The 23,292-nt window shown below is 42.6% G+C and carries 17 protein-coding genes and 1 other annotated feature; of the genes, 3 read left to right on the forward strand and 14 right to left on the reverse strand.

The features are described 5' to 3' along the window. Positions 1–142 precede the first annotated feature (142 nt). The 6 genes from MHH86_RS21885 to MHH86_RS21910 form a co-directional block, all read right to left on the reverse strand. Entirely contained in the window at positions 143–892 is a 750-nt protein-coding gene (locus tag MHH86_RS21885) for a metal ABC transporter ATP-binding protein (RefSeq protein ID WP_036682888.1), read from the reverse strand. Between the two features lie 34 nt (positions 893–926). After that, complete coding sequence (locus MHH86_RS21890) at positions 927–1,925, reverse strand: zinc ABC transporter substrate-binding protein (protein ID WP_076274222.1); 999 nt, start codon at positions 1,923–1,925, stop codon at positions 927–929. 199 nt (positions 1,926–2,124) lie between these two features. Then, on the reverse strand, positions 2,125–4,137 hold the full coding sequence (gene metG / locus MHH86_RS21895; RefSeq protein ID WP_038572547.1) for a methionine--tRNA ligase: 2,013 nt from the start codon (positions 4,135–4,137) through the stop codon (positions 2,125–2,127). 47 nt (positions 4,138–4,184) lie between these two features. Next, positions 4,185–4,445 (reverse strand) — a binding site (T-box leader). 40 nt (positions 4,446–4,485) lie between these two features. Then, on the reverse strand, positions 4,486–4,749 hold the full coding sequence (yidD, locus tag MHH86_RS21900) for a membrane protein insertion efficiency factor YidD (protein ID WP_036682893.1): 264 nt from the start codon (positions 4,747–4,749) through the stop codon (positions 4,486–4,488). A gap of 2 nt (positions 4,750–4,751) precedes the next feature. After that, positions 4,752–5,213 (reverse strand): transcriptional repressor, encoded by a 462-nt coding sequence (locus MHH86_RS21905; RefSeq protein ID WP_036682896.1) that lies wholly within the window; start codon positions 5,211–5,213, stop codon positions 4,752–4,754. 220 nt (positions 5,214–5,433) lie between these two features. Further along, positions 5,434–7,665, reverse strand: a complete 2,232-nt coding sequence (locus MHH86_RS21910; RefSeq protein ID WP_038572549.1) for a stalk domain-containing protein — start codon at positions 7,663–7,665, stop codon at positions 5,434–5,436. A gap of 346 nt (positions 7,666–8,011) precedes the next feature. Here MHH86_RS21910 and MHH86_RS21915 point away from each other — a divergent pair, with 346 nt between their 5' ends. Genes MHH86_RS21915 through MHH86_RS21925 form a run of 3 tightly spaced genes read left to right on the forward strand, consistent with a single transcriptional unit; the run spans position 8,012 to position 12,340 of the window. Then, entirely contained in the window at positions 8,012–9,781 is a 1,770-nt protein-coding gene (locus MHH86_RS21915) for a sensor histidine kinase (protein ID WP_036682901.1), read from the forward strand. A gap of 12 nt (positions 9,782–9,793) precedes the next feature. Then, entirely contained in the window at positions 9,794–11,038 is a 1,245-nt protein-coding gene (locus MHH86_RS21920) for a response regulator (RefSeq protein ID WP_036682902.1), read from the forward strand. 18 nt (positions 11,039–11,056) lie between these two features. Continuing rightward, a complete protein-coding gene (locus MHH86_RS21925; RefSeq protein WP_052097224.1) occupies positions 11,057–12,340 on the forward strand; it encodes an extracellular solute-binding protein in 1,284 nt (427 codons plus the stop codon). A gap of 74 nt (positions 12,341–12,414) precedes the next feature. Here MHH86_RS21925 and MHH86_RS21930 read toward each other — a convergent pair whose 3' ends face one another. The 8 genes from MHH86_RS21930 to MHH86_RS21965 all read right to left on the reverse strand — a co-directional run bounded on the left by MHH86_RS21930 (position 12,415) and on the right by MHH86_RS21965 (position 22,856). Beyond that, positions 12,415–14,013 (reverse strand): ABC transporter substrate-binding protein, encoded by a 1,599-nt coding sequence (locus MHH86_RS21930; RefSeq protein WP_038572551.1) that lies wholly within the window; start codon positions 14,011–14,013, stop codon positions 12,415–12,417. A gap of 94 nt (positions 14,014–14,107) precedes the next feature. After that, positions 14,108–15,070 carry a carbohydrate ABC transporter permease gene (locus MHH86_RS21935; protein WP_235219483.1) on the reverse strand — a complete coding sequence of 321 codons (963 nt, stop codon included), beginning with the start codon at positions 15,068–15,070 and terminating at the stop codon, positions 14,108–14,110. Positions 15,071–15,085: 15 nt separating this feature from the next. After that, positions 15,086–16,063, reverse strand: coding sequence for an ABC transporter permease subunit (locus MHH86_RS21940; RefSeq protein ID WP_235219484.1), 978 nt, complete (start codon positions 16,061–16,063; stop codon positions 15,086–15,088). Between the two features lie 892 nt (positions 16,064–16,955). After that, positions 16,956–17,747 (reverse strand): response regulator, encoded by a 792-nt coding sequence (locus MHH86_RS21945; RefSeq protein ID WP_036682908.1) that lies wholly within the window; start codon positions 17,745–17,747, stop codon positions 16,956–16,958. After that, a complete protein-coding gene (locus tag MHH86_RS21950) occupies positions 17,725–19,578 on the reverse strand; it encodes a sensor histidine kinase (protein ID WP_036682911.1) in 1,854 nt (617 codons plus the stop codon). Before MHH86_RS21950 ends, MHH86_RS21945 begins: the two co-directional genes overlap by 23 nt. Before the next feature lie 28 nt (positions 19,579–19,606). Continuing rightward, positions 19,607–20,437, reverse strand: a complete 831-nt coding sequence (locus MHH86_RS21955; protein WP_076317032.1) for a carbohydrate ABC transporter permease — start codon at positions 20,435–20,437, stop codon at positions 19,607–19,609. Then, entirely contained in the window at positions 20,437–21,321 is an 885-nt protein-coding gene (locus MHH86_RS21960; RefSeq protein WP_036682917.1) for a sugar ABC transporter permease, read from the reverse strand. Before MHH86_RS21960 ends, MHH86_RS21955 begins: the two co-directional genes overlap by 1 nt. A gap of 128 nt (positions 21,322–21,449) precedes the next feature. Continuing rightward, positions 21,450–22,856, reverse strand: coding sequence for an extracellular solute-binding protein (locus tag MHH86_RS21965; RefSeq protein WP_036682919.1), 1,407 nt, complete (start codon positions 22,854–22,856; stop codon positions 21,450–21,452). Positions 22,857–23,292 lie beyond the last annotated feature (436 nt).

Consider the following 23,292-nt stretch of genomic DNA (forward strand, 5'->3'; position numbering starts at 1 on the left):
TGGTGCTTAGGTAAGAGAAAATAAGAAATAGGAACAAGGTTAAAATACCTCTTAATAAAACCATGTCTACTGACTAACTTCCACACGCAAGTTATGTATGCCCTGAGAACAGAGGCACCCCTGTTCAGAGTTCAATTATGACTTAAGAGAGCGTGTGCTGCAGGTTCTCTTCTGTGCAATTCTGGAGATCATGTGAGTGGCGGGAGTAAAAGTTGATTTTACCATTTGTCTGCACGGGCTCATGACCTAAATAATTTTTAATCATGTCGATATCATGCGACACCATCAGGAAGGTCATATGATGATGAGCATGCATATGCGTAATTAATTCAAAGAATCCCGCTTGTGATTCGGCATCAATACCCACGGTAGGTTCGTCCAAAATCAGCAGGTCAGGATGGTTAATCAGCGCCCGAGCCAGAAAAACACGCTGCTGCTGACCGCCTGACAGCTGGCCTACTCTTTTCTCCGCAATATCTTGTATCCGCATGACTTCAAGTGCATCCTCACATTGACGATGCTGAGCCTTAGATACTCTGCGGATCAGATTCTTGTTATTATATAGACCTGACAGAACTACTTCACGCACCGTTGCTGGAAACAATGGGTTGAAGGCATTTTTTTGCGGAACATATCCGATCCGTTCCCAGTCTTTAAACTTGCGGACAGGCGTTCCGAATAATTTAATTTCACCACTGCTCGCCGGAAGCAAGCCGACGATCATTTTCATCAATGTTGTTTTACCAGCACCATTAGAACCAATGATACCAAGGAAATCTCGTTCTCTTACACTATAGTTAAGATTCGATATCACCTTCTGTTCCCCATATGAAAAAGAAAGATCCTGTATATCGATGATATGCTGATGGCAGTCCAAGGATACCGATTGCATGCTTAAGTACCGCCTTTCCCTTATACTTTCCTTATTATTGTAAGGCCATAATCAGATTTTGCAAATTTTTCTCCATCAGAGTGAAGTAATTATCTCCGTTCTTCTCTTGCTCCGCAGTAAGTCCCTCTACCGGATTAAGCACCATAGTGGAAACGCCCGCTTCGGCTGCAAGTGTCTTAGCCAGTTTATCGGAGACAAGCTCTTCAAAAAAGATATACTTGATCCCTTCATCTTTTACCATTTTCGCAAGCTTCACTAAATCCTGTCCGCGCGGCTCGGCGTCCGGCGAAAGTCCCATAATCGCATGCTGATCCAATCCATAATCACGGGCAAGGTAAGAGAAAGCCTGATGTGATACTACGATCTTATGGTTGGGCAGCTTAGCAAGCTCCTCTTTGAATTTACTATCTAATGCCTGCAGACGTTCAGCAAGCTTATTGTAACGCTCTTCATAACCTTCTTTATGCTCAGGATCCACGGACTGAAGGCTTTCTTTAATATTCTGAGCCATAGTAATGGCTGATTTTGGACTTACCCAAGTATGCGGGTCCGTATGCAGGCTGTCTCCTGAGGCATTACTGTTATGATCCGTATCCTCATTTTGATGAGACTCTTCCTCACTTGCCCCATGATCATGCCCGTCATCTTCATCGGTCATGATATAATCAATACCTTGGCTTACTTCAACCGCCTTAACTTTACTGCTGCTATCAAGGCCTTTTAAAAAGTTAGGAACCCAGCCTTCTAAGCCTGCACCGTTATATAGAAATAGCTGTGCCTTAGAAGTGTTGATAATGTCTTGACTGCGCGGTGTCCAATCATGTGGCTCCACACCCACTGGAAGCAGGTTAATAGCATTGATATCTTCCCCGCCAATCTCCTTAGCAAACTCGTAAATAGGATAAAAGGTTGTAACTACATTTACTTTCCCTTCAACTATACTTCCACTGCTCTTAGGTCCGCATGCACTTAGTGTAAATACCAGTACCAGTGCAAGGACGAGCAAACTTATACGCGATTTCATTGCTGCCATTATATTGATCTACCCCTCAAATCGTAAATTTTACTATTAGTAGTATAATAGTAATCGTTACGATAAGTCAACAAAGTATCCAAAAAGAAACGGCAATATCGCCTTTAATAAAAAAGGAATGTTCCCTCAGCCAACCCGGCTGAAGAAGCATTCCCTTGATCAAACAACCTCATTAAAAAATTTCTACAACAGTATTGTCTTATTTCACTACTGCTCCGTTTGGCATGCTGTCCGGCACGGTAGCGATCGTTAGCTGGTCACCTTTAGAAGCCGCCAAAATCATCCCTTGGGACAACTCCCCACGTAGCTTCACTGGCTTAAGGTTTACGATACAGATCACTTTACGTCCTACCAGCTCTTCCGGTGTATAGAATTTCGCGATACCAGAAACCACTTGCCGTTGCTCATAACCCAGATCCAGTTGCAGCTTCAGCAGCTTGTCAGCTTTTTTCACTGGCTCTGCAGCAATAACTTGAGCAACACGCAGCTCTGCTTTAGCGAAATCGTCAATGCCGATTTCCTCTTTATGCTCTTCCACTGGCTCGGAGTCCGCAGCAGCAGGAGCAGCCGCTTCCGCCACTTCAGCCGCAGCTTTGCCAGCGCCCATAGCCTCGGCAATATAAGCTACCTCTTGCTCCACATCCAGACGCGGGAAGATTGGATTGCCTTTCACCAGCTTTGTTCCCGCCGGAATCAGGCCAAAAGTCTTACCGCTATCCCAAGTCGTTAACTCACCAGGCTCAATACCCAGCTGTTCCCAGATCTTCGCTGGTGTTTGTGTCAAGAACGGCTGCAGCAGGATTGAAGCAGTACGCAGACCTTCCACAAGATGTCTCATCACAGAAGCCAACTCGGCAGTTCTATTTTCATCTTTGGCAAGTACCCAAGGTTGGGTCTCATCGATATATTTGTTGGTGCGGCTAATGAATGTTCCGATAGCTGTCAGCGCCACGGAGAACTCCATTTTTTCCATAGCTTCTTCTACTTTGGCATAAGTATTCTCAGCTGCAGCTTGAAGCTCACCATCAAATGCTGTTACATTCCCGTCATATGCCGGAATCTCGCCTGCAAAATACTTTTCAACCATAGCCCCTGTACGGTTCAACAGGTTACCAAGGTCGTTGGCAAGGTCATAGTTAACCCGGTCTACAAAGCTTTCCGGTGTGAACGTGCCATCAGAACCAAACGGTACTTCGCGCAGCAGGTAATATCGTAATGCATCCAAGCCATAACGATCAATCAGTGTCACAGGATCAACTACGTTACCTTTAGATTTCGACATTTTTCCATCTTTCATGAGCAACCAGCCATGGGCAAATACCTTTTTCGGAAGGGGTTCACCAAGCGCCATCAGAATGATCGGCCAGTAAATTGTATGGAAACGAACAATTTCTTTACCAACGATGTGTACATCCGCGGGCCAGAACTTGTCATACAAGGTGCGATCCTCGGAACCATAACCCAGAGCAGTAATATAGTTAGTCAAAGCATCAATCCACACGTACACGACATGCTTCTCGTCGCCCTTAACTTTTACACCCCAATCAAAGGTTGTGCGGGAAACTGCCAGGTCTTCCAGTCCGGGCTTGATGAAATTGTTAATCATTTCGTTCTTACGGGATTCCGGCAAAATAAACTCTGGATTCTCCTCGTAAAATTGCAGTAACCGATCCGCATATTTACTCATCCGGAAGAAATAACTTGCTTCCTTCACCAGCTCAACCGGGTGGCCGCTATCTGGGCTTTTTGCACCAGTAATCACACCGTTATCATCACGCACAATATCAACTAATTGCGTTTCTGTGTAAAAGGTTTCATCTGGGATACTATACCAGCCCTCATATTCACCTTTATAGATATCTCCTTGCTGCAGCAACCGATCAAAAATATCCTGTACCACTTTTTTATGACGCTCTTCCGTAGTACGGATGAAGTCATCGTTCGAAATGTCCAGCTTGCGCCATAGCTCCTTAATACCAACAACAATGTCGTCTACGAACTGCTGAGGGGTCTTTCCTGCTTCCTCTGCCTTCCGCTCAATCTTTTGTCCATGTTCGTCTGTACCGGTTAGATAACGCACTTCGTAGCCGCGCAGACGTTTGTAACGGGCCATTGCGTCTCCTGCCACGGTTGAATAAGCATGTCCGATATGTAGCTTGTCACTCGGATAATAAATTGGTGTCGTTAGGTAAAACGTTTTTTTCTCACTCATTCGGTAATCATCCTTTCTTATTAAAAAACAAAAAACTCCCGTCCCCATAATGGGGCGAGAGTATAACTCACGCGATACCACCCAAATTTCCTGTCTCTTCACAGAGCACAGGCTTCGCCAGTTCCCTCGCGGGAACTGTCCATTAACGCTGGATCACGCTGTTATCTTACGTGAACCTCAATTGCAGTCCCCGCTCGAACACAGTTCCTCCCGGACCATATTCAATCTAACGCTCCATACCGGCTTTCAGCACATTCCGGCTCTCTGTAATGGACGTAACGATTTACTTATCCGTTCTTCGGAATTCATACTATTACTTGTGAATATACCCAAAGGTAAGGCACCATGTCAAGTCGCAGGGGCAGAATCCTTCTCAGCAGATTCATCTTGAAGCGGCGGCACAGGATCAAGTCCTCCAGGATGAAAGGGATGACATCTGGCAATCCGCTTAGCTGCAAGCCATGAGCCTTTCAGTGGACCATGGACTTCAATGGCTTCCAAGGCATAGGCAGAGCAGGTTGGATAGAAGCGACAGGTTGCTGGTTTAATAGGGGAAATGTACCTGCGGTACACCCGAATAGGCGCCTGAATCGTTCTGCGTAGGGTCACCATTTCTAAAGTCCCTTTTGTTTATCTGATGCTGCAACTAGTTCTTCTTCCCGGTTCTCTTCACATTCTTTGCAATAACCGAACACCTCAAATTTATGCTTGACTACCCGGAATTGATCGGGTGTATCCGTTAAATTCATCGGGCAGAAATTAATCGGGTAGGTCTTTTGGCATTGAAGGCAGATCATATGATGGTGATGATCCTGATGATTGCAGCTTCCCTTGAACTTCACTCCGTCTTCAAAGACAATCTGTTCAAGCACACCAAGCTCTTCCATTACACGAAGATTGCGGTACACCGTATCAAAGCTAAGCCCGCTATACTTGCGGCCCATATGCTCATATACATCCTTCGCTGACAAATATCCCTTATTCTCGCCGAATAACTGGGCAAGCGTTTTGCGTTGGTCGGTGATTCGCAGTCCTTGCCCCGACATGACTTCTAATATTTGTTCTGTCGACAGCATACGCTCATCTCCCATAAGATCAGTTCATTTATATTTCACTCTCTTAATAATGCCCCAAAATAAATGCCCCGTCAATGAAGCACAATGAAGCACCCCTACATAACCAATGAATTATTATATTTAAACAAAAGCCCGGCTGCGTATTCCTTTACGGAATATTCAGCCGGGCCTTTATTGTAGATAATTCCCCAATAGAGCTTATAGGGATATTCCTATTCTGTTATTTCTTTGCTGGAAGTGGAGTGATGAGGAAATTGACCGGCAAGTTACTGCCTGAAGCTGCTGTGAACAAAATCTCCACACTGCCGCCATACTCACCACTACGATAAACCACACTGTTCATATCAGCATTAGCAAGACTTCCCACGCTTGGCATATGCACGATTTGATTATTAACCATAACCGGCCCCATATAGTTACCGCCACGTGGATTAAACGTAATCAAGGAGTTTGGTGCAACATTTTCGAATCTGATCTTGTATAATACCCCGAAATTACCGGCATTGGATGCTTCCGTACCTGCCATTGGGTCTACGCCAGCCAGGTTCTTATCACTGGAATTATCGCCTAGCAGAAGTTTTGCAGGGGTTTTTCCTACCTCATCGGTAACCGTGATAATACGAGTAGAATCTTCGTAAGTTCCCCGATTATGCACTCCGTCTTGATCCAGAACTGGAAGTGTTGGAAGTGTAGTCAGTGGATCTTTATTCGCATCAATTAACATGACATTATAATCGATTGGATAATCACTAAATAAGTCCGCTTGCAGTGAAACAATTTCACTTGGTTTCATCGCAATTTGGTTTAGATCCGTCAGAATTGAGACGCTTTCCCCGGGTTGCAGAACAATCGTTTTATAATGCTCATTTGTAAGCATAGATTTCCAATAACGTTCTACAGACATTTTACCTGTACCTTCAGGATATGTGCTTGGGCCTGCAAAGCCAACATATTCTGTTGTAAGCGTAGTTGGGTAAAGATTGTTATTCGTAGCAATCACATACACTTTAGCTTTAATATTCAGGTTATTCTTGTGGTGAATCAAGAAGCGGGTTTTACCTAATGAAGTCTCACGGTAAGTAACACCTTCTGTATACACCGTTTCTGGGCTGTTGCTGCGAATTAGTTTATAAGGCTCGGAAGAAAGATTATAAGCTACTTGCTGCCAAGTAGGAACCATCGATCCATCGATGCTAAACACACTGCCCGGAGATGCAAATAATCTGTTGAAATCTTCTTTACTGTACAAGATTTCATCCGAAATATTAACGGTTTTCTCAAAGGTACTGATCGCGCCATGTGAATCTTTTACTTGGACAGCAATTGTCGCTGGACCCGGAGTAAAGAAAGCTTCTGCTTTGTTCGTCCAAGTTACGGTAATTTCATCACCATCAGGATCGTTACTTAGATCGGTATAAGTAATCATTTCACCCATCTTATATGAATCCTTGTCTGTAGTGAAATTAGCAACTGGAGGTGTATTAGGTTTAAGCACTGTGATGGTCATGGAGTAAGGATCACTCCACTGTTGATTCGCATCCATTACGGAATAGGTTACTACATAATATCCTGGTTGATCATAGATATCCTGCTTGTTACCTCCCCAGCTTTCATCCACAATAGCTACACCATTTGGTGACGAGCTGGAGGTAACGAAGGTCACTGGTTCGCCGGCGTAAATTTCAGTTGGCACTGTGAAAGAAGCTTTAGGTTTGTTGTTTAATGTAAGGATTACCCGCTTTTGTACATTATCAACGGTGTAAGGAATGCCCAGTGCCCCAGTTATGGATGTCAATGGAACCATGAAAGTACCCTTGTATTGGTAAGCTGGACCTTTCATTGTCTTCTTTTCACCATTAACTGTATAGACCTTGCTGTCGGTCTTAAAGCGCATAACGTCGCTTCCCTTGGTAACAATGGTTTCTTTCGTTTTATAATCATAAACGTATTTCACACCTACACGTTCTACCATAGCCCGGATCGAAACGTAGGACACGCCGTTTTTCACTGCCATAGGCTGATTAGCTAAATATTCCTGGCCGTTCTGATACATTTTGTTGCTGTTCATCATAAGGATAAGCTGATTGCTAGCCGCAGCACGAGCACCATCTGTAGTTGTAGTAGGTTCTGTAGTAACTCCAGGTGTTGCAGTTGGAAGCGGTGTTGCAGTAGGTTCAATTGTTGCTGTAGGTTCAACAGTAGTGGTAGGATCAACTGTCTCTGCAGGAATAGGAGTTGGTGTTGGTGACACTACTCCTCCTGGCGTCTCCGTCGGCAATGGCGGCAATGGATCGGTAGATTCTGGCATTACCTCCGGCGCAGCTGAAACAACTGTCCCTATTACAGTAGTATTACTTGGGGTATTATTGACAGCTTCAGCAAAAGCCGGCACTGCCGAGGCGGCCTGAGATACAGCCAAAACAGCAACTAACGTTAACTTTTTCAAATCCATGATATAACTCCTCTGCTCCTATTTGTAAATATAAGTAGGACTCTATCTTTTTCATACTCCTCTTATATTCCCCGCAAAATGCTACCACCCACGATAGGGCGGCAAAAAGCTTTTGCCACGATCGTCATAACAAACATAGTATTAGACGCATGCCACTATAAAAAGTTTCATTATTAAGTAAAGAAAGATTAACGCTGTATTAAATAACATTCTACAACCACGCTGTTTCCCCTGAAAAAAATGAGATTTTTTCTATAAATATGTTTATTTTTCGTCTGACTATATTCGCTTTCATTTGCTTTTGTTACAATGTATGGAAGAATATCTTTTACATGCGAGGGATAACATGTCCAAAAAAATCTCCATCCTCGTTCAATTAATCATGGGCTTCTCTCTAATCATCTTCACCATCGTAGGATTCACCATTTTTTTGTCCTACCGCTCTTCCTCTCAAGCTGTTTTAAACCGCTCCAACCAATATATCCTGGAATCCGTCAAGCAACTTCAAGGTAAAATGGACGCAATTCTTCAGGATAACGATAAGCTTTCTTCTACGATCATGTTCAGTCCCTTGATTCAAGAAACCTTGGGAGACTTAGCGTTGTCACGTTCACCTCGTACAGACGCCATGGAAATTACTCGTTACATAGATCAACAGACACGTTCCATAAACTCTGACATCCAGTTCAAGCTGCTCGGGCTGTCCGATGATCAGGTGTATACCAACAGCAGTTCCTTAAAGGTCATCTGGGACAGCGAAAAGGAAATCCGTGATGCTTATTGGTTTCCGGCTATAGCACAGAATAAAGGCCGAATGGTCTGGTTCGGTGTAGATGTATGGCAGAACGGTAATATCCCTGTGGTGATGGGTGCCAGACAAATTAATGATTGGAATGATCTAAACCGGTTAGGAACCCTGTTTCTTGTCCTCCCTGTCGAGGTTATCCATAACGCTGTCAGCCAATTTCACCTCGGCAAAAATGAGAAAATCCAAGTTGTTGATTCATTTAATACCATTGTCTATTCCACAGATCCAAAAGAAATTGGACTCTATATGAACGACGGGCTTCTAAAACAATTCAGCAATCATAAAGCCAGAATCATTCCACAAAAAATAAACTCACGCAATCTATTCGTATCCTATGCCTATTCCGACTATAGCGAGTGGAGCGTTTTTGCTTACATTGATTCTAAAGACGCTGTCAAAGATTTAAATACGATTCGCCGGAATATTATTTTAATTGGCCTGCTGGGGATGGGCGCTGCCCTACTATTCACTTTCTTTTTCTCTTGGACCCTATCCAAGCCCCTTCGTAATCTGGCAACCAAGCTGAGCAATGTCGAACGGGGAACTACTTTACCTTTTGTAAAAACAACCATGAACAAAGAAATGGCTATCCTTTATTCAAGCTATAATTCGATGCTCCAAAACCTGGATCATACTATCGCTGACCTATCCAGCAAGCAGATCAGTGAAAAGCAAGCTCAGATCGTAGCACTCAAAGCGCAATTCCGCCCGCATTTCCTTTATAACACTTTGAATACAATCTATTGGTCGCTCGCCAACAAACGCATGCAGGAAGAGTCCCAAATGGTACTCGCTCTAAGTGACCTGCTCCGCTATAGCATTGACCGCGGATCCGAATTCGTTACAGTTGAGGAGGATTTAAAGCAATTAGAACGGTTCATTTTTCTCCAGAAGCTGCGCTACGAGGACAAATTGCAGATTGATCTTTTTGTAAATCCTGAGGTTATGAATGGCCAGCTTATGAAATTAACCCTTCAGCCACTTGTCGAAAATGCCATTACTCATGGACTTGAACCCACACTTCGGGAAGTATGGCTAATTCGCATACGTGCCTATAGTGAAGGAACATCTCTGGTGTTAACTGTAGAAGACAACGGGGACGGCATGAGCGAGGAAAGTATGGCAGACGCATTAGTCGGCGGTGAGGTTAATCCGGAGAAGCTGCTTCATACCGGAATTGGACTATCCAATCTAAATCATCGCATAGAGCTGATCTACGGACAGGAATTTGGTCTACAGCTATCAACAAGCGAGCTTGGTGGCTTATTTGTGAAAGTCACTGTTCCATTACAGTATGATCAAAGTTAAGGAGGCACAACGATGAATGTGTTAATCGTGGACGACGAAAGTTTTGTTCGCCGTTCTCTGTCAGAAATGCTGGGAAGTGCGAATCATAACTTTAGCATTATTGGCTCGGCAGAGAACGGTTTAGAAGCTGTGCAACTGTTAAAAGAGCATATGGTTGATCTGGTGATATCCGATATACGAATGCCCGGCATGGATGGACTGGAACTTGCAAAGCATATCCATGAATGTTATCCAGACACTGAAACCGTGCTGCTCACAGGTTATCAGGATTTCACCTATGCTAGTCAAGCCATCCGTTATGGTGTAAAGGAATATTTGGTTAAACCAAATTCAGTAGAACATATTCTTGAAGTCGCAACAGGCGTATATGAACGTCTTCAATTGAAGAAACAGCAGAGGCAATTAACGCAGCTGAGAGAAAAAAACCTTCGGGAGAAACGCTTATCTGATCTTCTTTACGGTATCCCGTTACCCTATTTTGAAGAACAACTTATTCCTCCTTTTCATTCCTTTGTAGTCATAACCGTAAACCATCTTGGAGTAGGCATGCCGCAGAACTGGTCGGAACAAGCCATGTATGCAGCGGTCGTTAATATATTAGAAGAATGTTTTGCGCTGTACGCCAATGTTGTTGGTATTCAAGAGGAGCAGGAAGCCATCATGCTATTATTCTATCCTCTTGAGCAGCCTAACGGCGTGGATGAGGTATTGACACAAGAACTGCTGCATAAGCTGTCGGGTATTCTGAAATCGCCATTCTGTGCAGGGGTCTCCAACCCTCACTATCAATTGGGGGCACTCGCGACCGCCTATCACGAGAGTCTGGAAGCTTGTCAGCAGGTCAAAAAAGAGAGTACGCCATCCGTTATCTTTTTCAGAGACCTCACCATACATTCGGCTTCTCCACAGCTCGCTGAACAATTACAAGTAAAGGCAACGCGCAGGGTAATCTCTATGATGATTGAGGTTATGAATTCCCGGCTCCAAGAGAATCTCTCCCTCAAAATGATCGCAGATGAACTGTATATGAATCCTACCTATCTCGGCCGATTGTTTAAAGATGATGTAGGGGAACCTTTCTCTAGCTTCCTTACCAAACTTCGTATTCAAAAAGCTACTGAATTATTAGAGAATGTTACTCTCAAGGTATATGAGGTTAGCGAATTAGTAGGCTTTAAGGATCCTGCATATTTCAGCCTTATTTTTAAGAAATACATGGGGATGACTCCTCAGGAATTTCAGAAGCACAACAAATAAAGTAGAGGTGTGTTTCTCTTGAATGTAAATGGTAAGTTGATTACTGTCCTATTAGCATTTGGCTTATTACTTAATACAAGTGGTTGTCAGCTCTCCCCTTCCAAGGAAGATACCGCTTTACAAGACCCGATACAGCTGAACATCTGGCTCACTGCCGGATCAGGTCTTGAGTCGCTCATTGACCAATATCAATCTCAACATCCCGAGCTAGAGATTCATATTCAAACCTCCACCTCCACGCAGCTTCCAGCCAAGCTACAGACTTCATTCGCAGCAGGTTATAGTTCCCCGGACGTGGCTGCCATTGATATTAGCTATTTGGATCGCTTCAAACAGTTCCCTGATTATTTTTATAACCTAAAAACTTTTGAAGCTGACAATCTGAAGGACCAGTTTCTGAATTGGAAGTGGCAGGAGGTGCTGGGTAATGATTTTATTTTCGGATTACCAACGGAAATTGGACCCTATGCCATGTTATATCGAACGGATATATTCGCATTATCAGGTCTCCCTACTAAACCAGAGGAAGTGGCTAAAGAAATCCAAACTTGGGAGCAATTCCTTGAAGCGGGCACCAAAGTACAGGAGAGAACAGGAAAAGCTTTTGTAAATGACTTGGAGAACCTCTATCTCACCCTTCTACGTCAGTCCAAGCTTCAATATTACAGTCCCACAACGCAAGAATTGATCCTCGACAATAATCCAGCGGTCAAACGAGCCTGGGACTTCTCAATTCATGCCCTTAAGCTAAATCTGTCCGCCAGTATTGCAGTGGATACGCAACGCTGGGGTGCAGGCCTGCTCAACGGAGATTTTGCAGTCATGCTCTGTCCGGCTTGGATGATTGGTCATATCAAGAGCAGCGCTCCAACTGCCAGCGGTTTATGGAATGTAACACAAATCCCAGAAAACAGCGCTAATCGCGGAGGCTCCGTTCTGACCTTACCAAAGACAGGTAATCATCCTGATGAATCCTTTGCTCTTATTAAATGGCTAACCGAACCAACGCAGCAATTGGTTTCTTTCAAGGTACAAGGGGCTTTCCCTTCCACCCCCGAAATCTATGATGACCCAGAGATCCACGATCTGCATGATCCTTATTTTCCTAATTCAGAGCTTGGTCTGACCCTTTCGTCAGCAGCAAAAGCAGTAATTCCGACCTATTACGGCCCTCATCACGCTGACGTGGAGACAAGCATGCTCGAATACTTGACCAAAGCTGAAAAAGGCGAGCTAACTCCTGAACTGGCTTGGACCCTTGCTGTTCAAGCCGCAAAACAAATAGACAGCTCCTTCCGCTAAGTAATATCATAAAAAAGGCTCTCCCCGGCTAAATTAGCCTGCTGGGGAGAGCCTTTTTTTAAATCATTTTCGCTTTATTTTTGCGCAGCCAGGAAAGCATCCAGCTGTTTTTGTTTCTCTGCAATAATCTTATCGAGCCCTGCCTTTTTCAGCTTATCAGCATACTTAGTCAGTACGGTATCAGGATCAACAGAACCCGTATCCAAACTGATGTCGTATTCATCCATTACAGCTTTACAAGCAGCCATTTCAGTCTTCATCGCGGAGGCGTCGAAGTTGAAACCAAGCGCTACAGAAGCTTTACCTTTAGAGTTAAAGGCTTTGAATTGTTCCCATTTGTCTGGAGCTTCACTTTCCCACACGGGGTTCAGGAATTGACTTCCAAGCATCCAAGCTGCAGCCGTATTATAATCAGCTGTTTTGTCTGTAGCTTTGATCGTATCACCACTTACGACTTCATAGTGAACACCTTTTATACCGAAAACAAGCAGATTGTTGATATCTTTATCTGTGTGCAGAATATCTAGCACCATCATAGCCCGGGCCGGATCACCAGAGGAAGCAGAGATCGCAAGCATAGATCCAGCAGCATCACTTGTAGAAATCGTTGGATCATTGAATGCAATTTGTTTCAGCTTGCCAACCAAGCCGGTAGCATTCGCCAGCTCACTATCTTTACCTGGTTTAAGCGATTGCACTGTCATAAAGACATTGCCAGCCTTCATTGCATCCTGAGTCGAATTCGTAGCAACTGCGGCGTCTTTGTTAATGTAACCCTTTTTCATATACTCACGAGTAAGTTTAATGATTTCTTTATAACGATCCATCTCAATCATCGATTGAATCTTAGTATCTGAGGAATCTTTAAGCAGAACACCAGGAATGGCAGCATCACCAAGGGTATCGTATTGTGCCATGTACTGTGAGTTAAAGGTCTCACCTTGTTTGAAATACAATGGAGTCAGGTCAGGTCTTTTCTCCTTCACTACTTTGAGAACTGCATCCAGATCTTGAATGGATTTCACATTCGACATATCGATGCCCAGTTCATCCGCAATATCGGAGCGATAGACAACCCCACCTTGTGCAGCCAGCTCCTTGTTTGTAGGAACAGCATAATTCACACCATTGATCGCTGAACCTTTTAAGAATTGTGGATCCAGATTTTTTAGAATCCCTTGGCCGTATTCATTTAGGAGATTACCATATTTGCCGCTATCGTCATTAATCGGGAGATAAGCGCCTTTAGCTGCATTCGTTACGTAGTTCTTCCATTGAGCTGTAAAGATGATATCGAATTTTTCCTGACTCGCAATTTTCAGATTGACATCATTGTCCCATGGACCCCAATCGATCGGTGCGATATCCAATTTGGCGTTGATTTTAGGTTCCAATAACTTATTGATTTCATCTTCTACTGCTTTTTCATCCTTTTGCACTGCACCGACATAGATTAACTTGACGGTATAAGGCTCCAATTCTTTTGCCGGTTCGGCAGTAGGATCTGCGGCTGGCTCATCCGTAGCAGCAGCATTGGTAGCGGTTGCATTTTCGCTTGGAGCAGGTGAAGCTGCTTCATTATTCCCGTTATTCCCACCGCAGCCTGCTAAACTAAGACTCAGTACCATCGTTAGCAATAGTGTCATTAGTGCGCTTTTTCTAACAGCTTTCATATACACCATAACCTCCCTCAAAATATTTATATATGCTGAATCGGCCGTTCACACCTTAGCATAAAGCGGCCGAATTAAGCCATGACAATCGTCCTTAACCTTTGACAGCACCCACGGTAAGCCCTTTAATAAAATACTTCTGGAAGAAGGAATATACAAACACGATAGGTCCAATACCAATAACAGCCATCGCCATTCTTACCGTTTCTGTCGGAATATTGATCTCTACACCTTGTGCAGCTAAGGCAGCCATCGCCTGAGGACTTGCAGTCAGGAACTGAACATTCAGCATCGTCTTATACATTAGGTATTGTAAATTGACATGACCTTCGGGTGAGATAAAGATCAAACTAAGGTACCAATCATTCCAATAGGCCAGGGTCTGAAACAAACCTACTGTAGCTAACACTGGCATAGACAAAGGCAAAATAATTTGAACGAAGATCCGGAATTCTGGTGCCCCATCGATCTTAGCAGATTCGATTAAAGCTGGTGGTATGGTATTGGCAAAAAAGGTCCGTAAGATGATAACAAAGAAAGCAGAAACCAGCAGCGGCATAATTAGAATCCATAACGTATCCTTCATATGCATCATTCGCGTGTAGACCAGATACCAAGGCACAAGGCCACCATTAAACAACATTGTAAAAAACATAAAAAATGAGAAGAAATTACGATGTGGAAAATCTCCACGTGAGATAGGGTAAGCGTACATAGCCATAATGATAAGACTCAGAATCGTGCCCACCACAGTCACAAATAACGAAACGGAAGCTGCATCGATAATTTGCCAATAATCTTTTAACAGAAATTCATAAGAAGAAATATCCCACTTGTTAGGAAAAAAGCTGTACCCGTTCTGAATAACGGAATTCTCGTCCGAAAACGATACAATAACTACGAGGATCAGCGGCACCACACAAATCGCTGTGTATATCCAAAAGAATATATTAATTAGCAAATTAGATATATTAGATATTTCATTGGGTTGTCTTTGCCGTTTTGTGCGCTTTCCTGTACGCCGTGACGACCCTATTGCTGTTTCTGTCTGGCTCAACACTCCCACCTCCCTTTAAAATAAAGCATCATCTTTACTGATTCGTCGCACTGCTAGATTCGCCAAGAAAATCAATAGAAATCCTACAACAGATTGAACGAGACCCGCGGCTGAAGACATTCCTATATCACCGATTGCAAGGAAGGTCTGATATACATAAGTGTCGATAACCTGCGTCGTCGAGTATAATGCTCCTGCATTTCTCGTAACCTGAAAGAATAATCCGAAGTCTGCGTTAAAAATCCTACCTATCTGCAGCAGCGTCATTACTATAATAACTGGACTGATCAGGGGCAGCGTGATTTTTCGAATCTGCTTCCATTTAGAAGCTCCATCAATAAGTGCCGCCTCATAATATTCATTATCTATTCCAATGATAGCGGCCATATATATAACCGTTGTATACCCAATCTCTTTCCATATCTTCACAATTACAAGAATCCCAGGCCAATATTTAGACTGTGAATACCATTCGATAGGATCTACCCCAAAGAACGGGAGTAATGTCTTGTTCATGAACCCATGCTCTGCACTCAGAAAGCCGTATACTAAGTAACTTACGACGACCCAAGAGAGAAAATAAGGGAGAAACATAGCGCTTTGATGGAATTTCGATAGCCATCTGCTACGCATTTCGTTAAACATAATTGCGAAAGCTAGCGAAAAAAATAGCGTCAGTATAATAAACGCTGTATTATACAATAACGTATTCCTCGTAATGATCCAGGCCGTCTCCGTCGAGATTAAATATTTGAAGTTTGCTAACCCGACCCAATCACTACCCAGAATCCCTTTTTGGTAATTGATATCCTTAAATGCAATTACCGTTCCTAACATCGGTATGTAGTTATTGATGATTAGAATCACTATCGCAGGTAACATCATCAAATAGAACACCCAATATTTCTTCATTACTCTAAGAAAATTCGGCGTTCTTCCCCTGCCTGGTTTCTTTACTTCTGACAAGCTGACGGAAGGATTCGTCACACTCATTTTTGGTTCCCCCATTCTCCATCATCCCATTCTTAAGTCCCAAATACTCTTGCTTGCCTAACGTTTTGCGTATCCTCCTTACACTCTAATTAAAACATATGATAATTTATGGGAGTATAGGGAACATATTATATTTCTATAAAAAAAGAGACGATTATCCTCGAAAATCAAGGAAAACCATCTCTTCAGCCTCTAAATAGAGGCAAAAAATTTAATTAATCATAGCTTATGTACCTTAATCGCATTTATCACAGCCAAGAACTGATCGATAATCTTTGCTCTTTATCACAGCCAAAGGCTGGTTGATAATCTTCGTACTTTATCACAGCCAAAGGCTGATCGATAATCTTTGTACTTCATCACAGCCAAGGGCTGGTCGATAATCTTTGTACTTCATCACAGCCAAGGGCTGGTTGATAATCTTCGTACTTTATCACAGCCAAGGGCTGGTTGATAATCTTTACTCTTTATCACAGCCAAGGGCTGGTCGATAATCTTTTCTCTTCAGCACAGCCAAGGCTGGTTGATAATCTTCGTACTTTATGGTCGATAATTCCTGTCTTAGATTAACTAGGCAATCAGCCCTTGTGTTCTCAGAGAGGCCCACATCCGTAGGTGTGGGCCGGCCCCTATACTACTACGAAGTGGGGTGAGGGAGAAGGAACGGAAAGGAAGTTTGGAACTGTAGGAGCGTAGCGTTCGCCTTTATCCTCGGATTTCAACCGCTAATAGCGGTTTCTAATCAAGAAATCTGAGGATAACAGCGACCGGAAGTCCAAACATTCCTTGTAGCGACGCTAACCTCGCCACTCAGCAACAAACATTCCTTGGAGCGACGCTAACCTCACCACTCACCACTCAGCAACAAACATTCCTCAGAGCGACGCCGACCTCACTGCACTTCGGTCCGGCATCGGTCGCGATACTCCTTAGGCGACATCCCCGTCTGCTTCTGAAATACCTTGGTAAAATAACGCCGCTCCTGATAACCAACTCCCGAGCCAATCATCGTAATACTCTTATCGCTGTTAGTTAGCATAAACTTAGCAGCTTCAATTCGTTGTAGGGTCACGTATTCCACAAAAGTCATAGCAAAACGATTCTTAAATAAGAGACAGAAATAACTGCCACTAATCCCGATCTTATTCGCCACTTCCTCAATCCCAATATCAGAATGGAGATGTTCTGTGATGTACTTAGCTGCTTGGTTCATCAGCTGATCCGGTGTTTTTTTGCCAGAATCATCTTCACCTTCAGGGATTTCCTGAAAAATTGGAATGCTATTATACAGTTTATTCTTAAACTGCTTACTACGGATCTTAGCCCCAATTTCCCGTACCTTATTGCCAAGCTCTTCATAATGTATCGGCTTACAAATATACTCTTTAACACCTAGCCGAATCGCTTCCCGTGCATAATCAAACTCCTGATATCCGGTAAGAAGCAGCACCTCGCTATCCAATCCCATCTCCCGCAACTTACCGATAAAAGTTAACCCGTCCATCACTGGCATACGGATGTCACATAACACAAGATCAGGCTGTTTCTCCTCGGCAATACGCAAAGCATCCATTCCACTTCGCGCCATACCGACAACCTCCATCCCCATCTCCTGCCAAGGCAACACCCTGTTCAGATTATTCAGAATTGGGGCTTCGTCATCAACCAATAATACTTTTAGCATAATGATCTTCCCCCTGCTCGTATTTAGGTATGACACATTGGATAATAGTACCATGACCTGGACTAGAACAGATAAATATTCCGTACCTGTCACCGTATTCAATGCGGATGCGATCTGCTACACTGCGAATACCAAGACCTCTGCGTTCAAGATTCATCCGGTTATCCCGTTCAACCTTAACTTCTTGCTCCACAGGATCATTCACAATATATTGAAAAATAGCTAACTGAGACGGTGTAATACCAATACCATTATCTTCAATACGTAAAATCAAATCCCCCTGCTTCTCCCAAACTTTCACAGAAACATGACCTTTGTAATCAATGCCCTCAAATCCATGTTGAATGCTGTTCTCTACAAGCGGTTGTAAAGTGAGTTTAAGGATACCGCAACTCATCAATTCATTCGGAATATCGATCTCATATTCGAACAAATCTTCAAAGCGGAATTTTTGTATATCCAAATAATTGCGCAAATGTTTAACTTCTTCATCCAGCGTAATCTCTTCCCGATCCTGAATGCTAATTCGCAAAATACTGGCCAGCCTGTAGACCATCTCACTAACTTTTTTACCTTCATTCTGTATAGCGAGAACATTGATTGATTCTAATGTATTGAATAAAAAATGTGGTTTAATCTGTGCCTGCAGAACACGCATCTCAGCTTGATTCTTGCGACGCTGCTCCACATGAATTCTGTTAAATAACCCATTAATTTTATCCATAAGATCATTAAATCCCTTAGCAAGCAGCGTTAACTCATCATTTCCTTTAACTTCTACCCTAGTGGTCAGATCTCCGTCTTCAACCCGGCGCATAAAACGAACAATGACGGCGATGCCGCCGGTAATCCGGTTCATAAAAAATAAATTGAAGATCACAGCTGCCAATAAGCAAAGGAAAATCACAGCGACGAACCAGCGAGCAAATACTGTAACTTCGTGAGACAACGTATTCCAAGAAGTCACAGATACCAGACTCCATGGATAGTCCTTCAAGTGATACATGGAAAGAATGCTTTTCTCCCCGTTGTACTCTGTTTTGAAACTCTGAAACCCTTTTTTAAAGGTAATCTCTTTATCCGCGAAAGACTGGAAGTCCTGTCCATCCAGCTTTTGATCTGGGTCAAAAAGAATCATTCCATCATCATTTACAAGCATAAAGGAAACATCCTGATTGCTATCCCCAATTTTTAGATTGCGAAATATAGATTCGAACTCCCAATTCTTGATCTGCACAACTAGGATACCTATGTTCTGAAAGAAGCTCAATTCCTTCACTAAGCGAATTTGTGTAAACACAGGTTCAGTACCCGTAAGCTCGGGATACTCGTGAGGAGCCAGCCATTTCGGCACACCATTCAAGTCCATAACTTCCTGGTACAGATCACTTTTTTTGAATGTATCATAGGGTAGCGTTCGGAAATTTTCCTTGTTAAAAAGCGACACGATTTCAGAGTTACCTCTACCGTTAAAATTGTACAAAAACGCATAACTGATCGATGGATGATTAAACAACAGACTACGGAAATTGCGCTGGCTCGCATTCAGATTCAGTTGCTCAGCATCAGTCAAATCCTGATTGGTAGGATCATCTGCACTAAGGGCCATATGAAATACCGAGGTAGCAATTCCGTTGTCTGTAACGTTATCCATATCTTTTAGTACATTAGAAATACTGTAGCTAATCGCTTTAAGTGAGTATTCCGACTGCTGGCTGTACTTTTTCTCAATAGAATTATAAGTCACAAAAAACATAAGCATGCCTAGAATAAATAAAGGAATGATAATCAGGCCCAAAAATGCCGTAAATAATTTATAGCGCAAATTCATCGGCTAGTGCTCCTGACTGAGAATAAAGTTATCCTTTTACGCCGCCCGCTGTTACACCTTCAATAATCTTCTCCTGCAGAATAGCATAAATGATAATTACCGGCAGGACGCTGAAGACGATACCGGCTGACATTTGTGCATAGTTCATTTGGTATTGATCACGGAATTGGACCATACCTACTGGAAGCGTTCGCAGCTCGTCATTCGACAGGAAGTAGTTAGCTAGCAAGAACTCGTTCCAATTTCCCAGGAAATTAACAATGAATACAGTAACCATAGCCGGAACCGTTAGAGGTACAATAATTCTAGCAAAGATACCCGGTGCCTTCAAGCCATCCATGACCGCAGCTTCTTCTATTTCTCTAGGTAAATTTCGCATAAATGCTGCTAAAATAATTATGGTAAATGGAATCGCATTGGCGATATAAGGAATGATCAACGCCCAGTGGGTGTTCAGTATTCCTAACTTACGTACAATCGTATAAATCGGCAGCATTAAAGCATTATTCGGAATGAGCATTCCTACTAAAACCAGTGAGAACAAAATAGTATTCCATTTCCCCTGACGCATCCGCGTAACCGCAAAAGCAAACATAGACGCAAGCAGAATGGACACTACAGAAGCAAGTATCGAAATGTACAAACTGTTGAAAAGGTAAGTACTGATCTTGGCATTTACCCAAGCTTCGACGTAGTTATTGAAGACGAATTCCTTTGGAATGCCAAAAGGATTAAGCGCAATCTCATTATTATCCTTTTTCACAGAAGAGAATAATACGAATAGGAAAGGAAACAGGATCACTAACAAATAGAATAAAAGGGCAATATGTGGCAGACTCTTTTTCAGGGCGCGTGGCATCAGTATTCAATCCTTTCTGTACGACGTGCAATCAGCAGCTGATAAAGGACTGTAACCACCAGTGTAAACGCAAAGATCAGGACAGCGATGGCATTTCCGTATCCATACTTAAAGTTCGTGATCGCATATTTAATCATGTATGTTGCCATTACATCGGTTGAACCTGCAGGTCCCCCCTTAGTCATAACGATGACAATATCCGCCGCTTTCATTGCTCCAGCAATGGATAGCATAATTACAACCGAGATGATCGGTACGATTAGTGGGAGCGTGATACGGGTAGCGCGTTGAAATCCGGTTGCGCCGTCAATGGCTGCAGCTTCATCCAATTCACCAGGAATAGCTAGAATCGCCGCTAGGACCATAACGATATAAAATCCAGTCCACTGCCAAGCATTCGTCAACAAAATAGAAAGCATTGCAAATCTCTCATCTGACAGCCAGTAAATAGGATTAATTCCTACTAGACTAAGGAGCTTATTAAAAAGTCCAATGTTGGGCTCATAGATAAACCCCCAGAGAATACCGATAACTGCTGTAGACATAATGGAAGGCATAAAGACTGCTGTCTTATATAAGCCTTTTAACTTCTTCACATTAGAAATCAATAACGAGAAGAATACGATCAACGGTACCTGGATACATACGGAGAAAAGAATAAACCAACCGTTGTTCTTAACGGATATCCAGAATCGTTCATCTCCTAATGCTTTCTCATAATTACTTAATCCGGCTGATTTAACCGTCTCCGATACACCGTTCCAACTGGTAAAACTGTAATAAATAGAACTGAAAATGGGGTAAATGAAAAACATCGTGAACAATATCAATGCTGGAAGAACGAAAAGGAAAAATACCACTGGATTTCTTAATGCTTTATTCATGACTACCTCCGGTTGCTTTGACATCTGGCGAATAGTGAATGCTTCAGATCAAGTGCAAACACATATTTTCTTTGATTTTAAAAATGTACCCTGGATTTAGCACCAGGGTACATTCAGTTTGCAGCTATTTATTCAACTGCTGCGTTTGCTTCTTCTTGTACCTTTTGCAAAGCTTCGCCCATTTTCTCAGGAGTCGTCTGATCGCCAATCAGTTTTTGAATTTGAATGTTACTGATTTCTGTAGTTACATCAGCTTGAACAAGAGAGTCAAATGCTGGGAACGAAGATTGTGAGTTGTTAAGTACACCTACGATTTCGCTCATCAGATCATCAGTAATATTCTCATTCAATACGTTTTGGTCAATCTTCATTGCTGGCAATACACCATCTTCAACAAGTCCACGCAATTGCATTTCTTCATTAAATAAGTTTTTAATAAAAGATTTCACAGCAGCCAATTGACGTGGATCTTTCTCAGCAGATGCAGAGAAACCATAACCATTGTTTACATCGCGCATCAATGCAGTTTGGTCGCCTGCTCCGCCTTCAACTGCTGGGATATTGAAGAAGCCAACTTTACCGATCAAACCTTCGCCAGATTGGCCAGTTTTAAATACGGAGGATTTCCAAGTACCATCATACAGCAGGATCGCTTCACCACTAGTGAATTGTGTTGTGTATTCAGCATATTCAAAGCCAAGTTCGCCTTTTTTGAAATAGCCTTTATCAACCCATTCTTTGTATTTCGCAAATCCTTTTACTACATTTGGATCAGACCATTTAGCTTCGCCTGTTGCAAATTTAGCAGTTACATCTGGACCTGCATAACGTGACCACAAGTGGTTAGCTAACATAAGTGGTACCCAACCAGCTTTGGATGCACCAGCCAAAGGTACTTTTCCATCAGCCTTGATATCAGCCAATTGTTGTTCCAATTCGGCAAACGTTGTTGGAGCCTTCCAGCCCTTGCTTGTATAGTATTCTTTGTTATAGAAGAAGCCTTCACCAGAACCACCGATAGGCAATCCATAGATTTTTCCTTCATAAGTGAAAGGATCAAGATTTGAGAATTTATCCTTAATTCCAAGTTCCTCAAGAATTGGAGTCAGGTCAAGTAATTTACCTTCTTTAGCATAGATCTTGGAGTCAGGGCTACCGAACAGATCGAAGATTTCCGGCGGATTACCCGCAGCCATTTCACCACGCAATTTTTCTTTACGGTTTACATCTGAATCTACCCCATCGAGTTTAAAGGTCAGACCCGGTACATCCTCTTGTACCTTGTTAACTACTTCTTCGAGAATAGCCAGACGTTTCTGCTTGTCTGCACCGATTTGAGTGTGACGAATCGTCATTTCAAATGGCTCGTTATTTACCGGTTCTTCTGTTGCAGGAGCATTTGTAGCGGCTGAATTAGTCGCGGTAGCGTTTCCATCTCCTTTGTTAGAAGACTCATTGTTGTTGCCTCCGCAACCAGTCAGTAAAGCTGATGATACGAAAATCAGGGACAATAGCAAAGTCATACTTTTTTTCATTTCTTGTGACCCTCCCTATATATTGATGTGCTTTACACTTCTTATTATAGAAAACAGACTTCATTATCGTAAGGTTAAGATTCATCCACTATAGGGATAAAAATCTCTAATGTAAGCGGAATCAACTACATTATAAGTTATATTACATAACACAATAATGTTAAATTGCTTAATTTATTTGTTTTTCTCATCACAAAACTTTGTTTTCACTCTAGAAACAATTAATAAAACATCCAAATAGTCACATTACCTGACATATTCATTTATTATCCATCCCATTAACCACGTGTAACTATAGCATGTCTTTATTAGGAATAGTATAAAACCACCCCCTCAGAGGAGCTTTATCCCCTCCCTTTTTACTTCCTCATAACAAAAAACCGCACCTTCAGTGATCAACCACTGAGGGTACGGTCTCTCTTAAAAATATATATCT

This window comes from Paenibacillus sp. FSL F4-0097 (genome assembly GCF_038593125.1).
Taxonomy (GTDB): domain Bacteria; phylum Bacillota; class Bacilli; order Paenibacillales; family Paenibacillaceae; genus Paenibacillus_AQ; species Paenibacillus_AQ odorifer.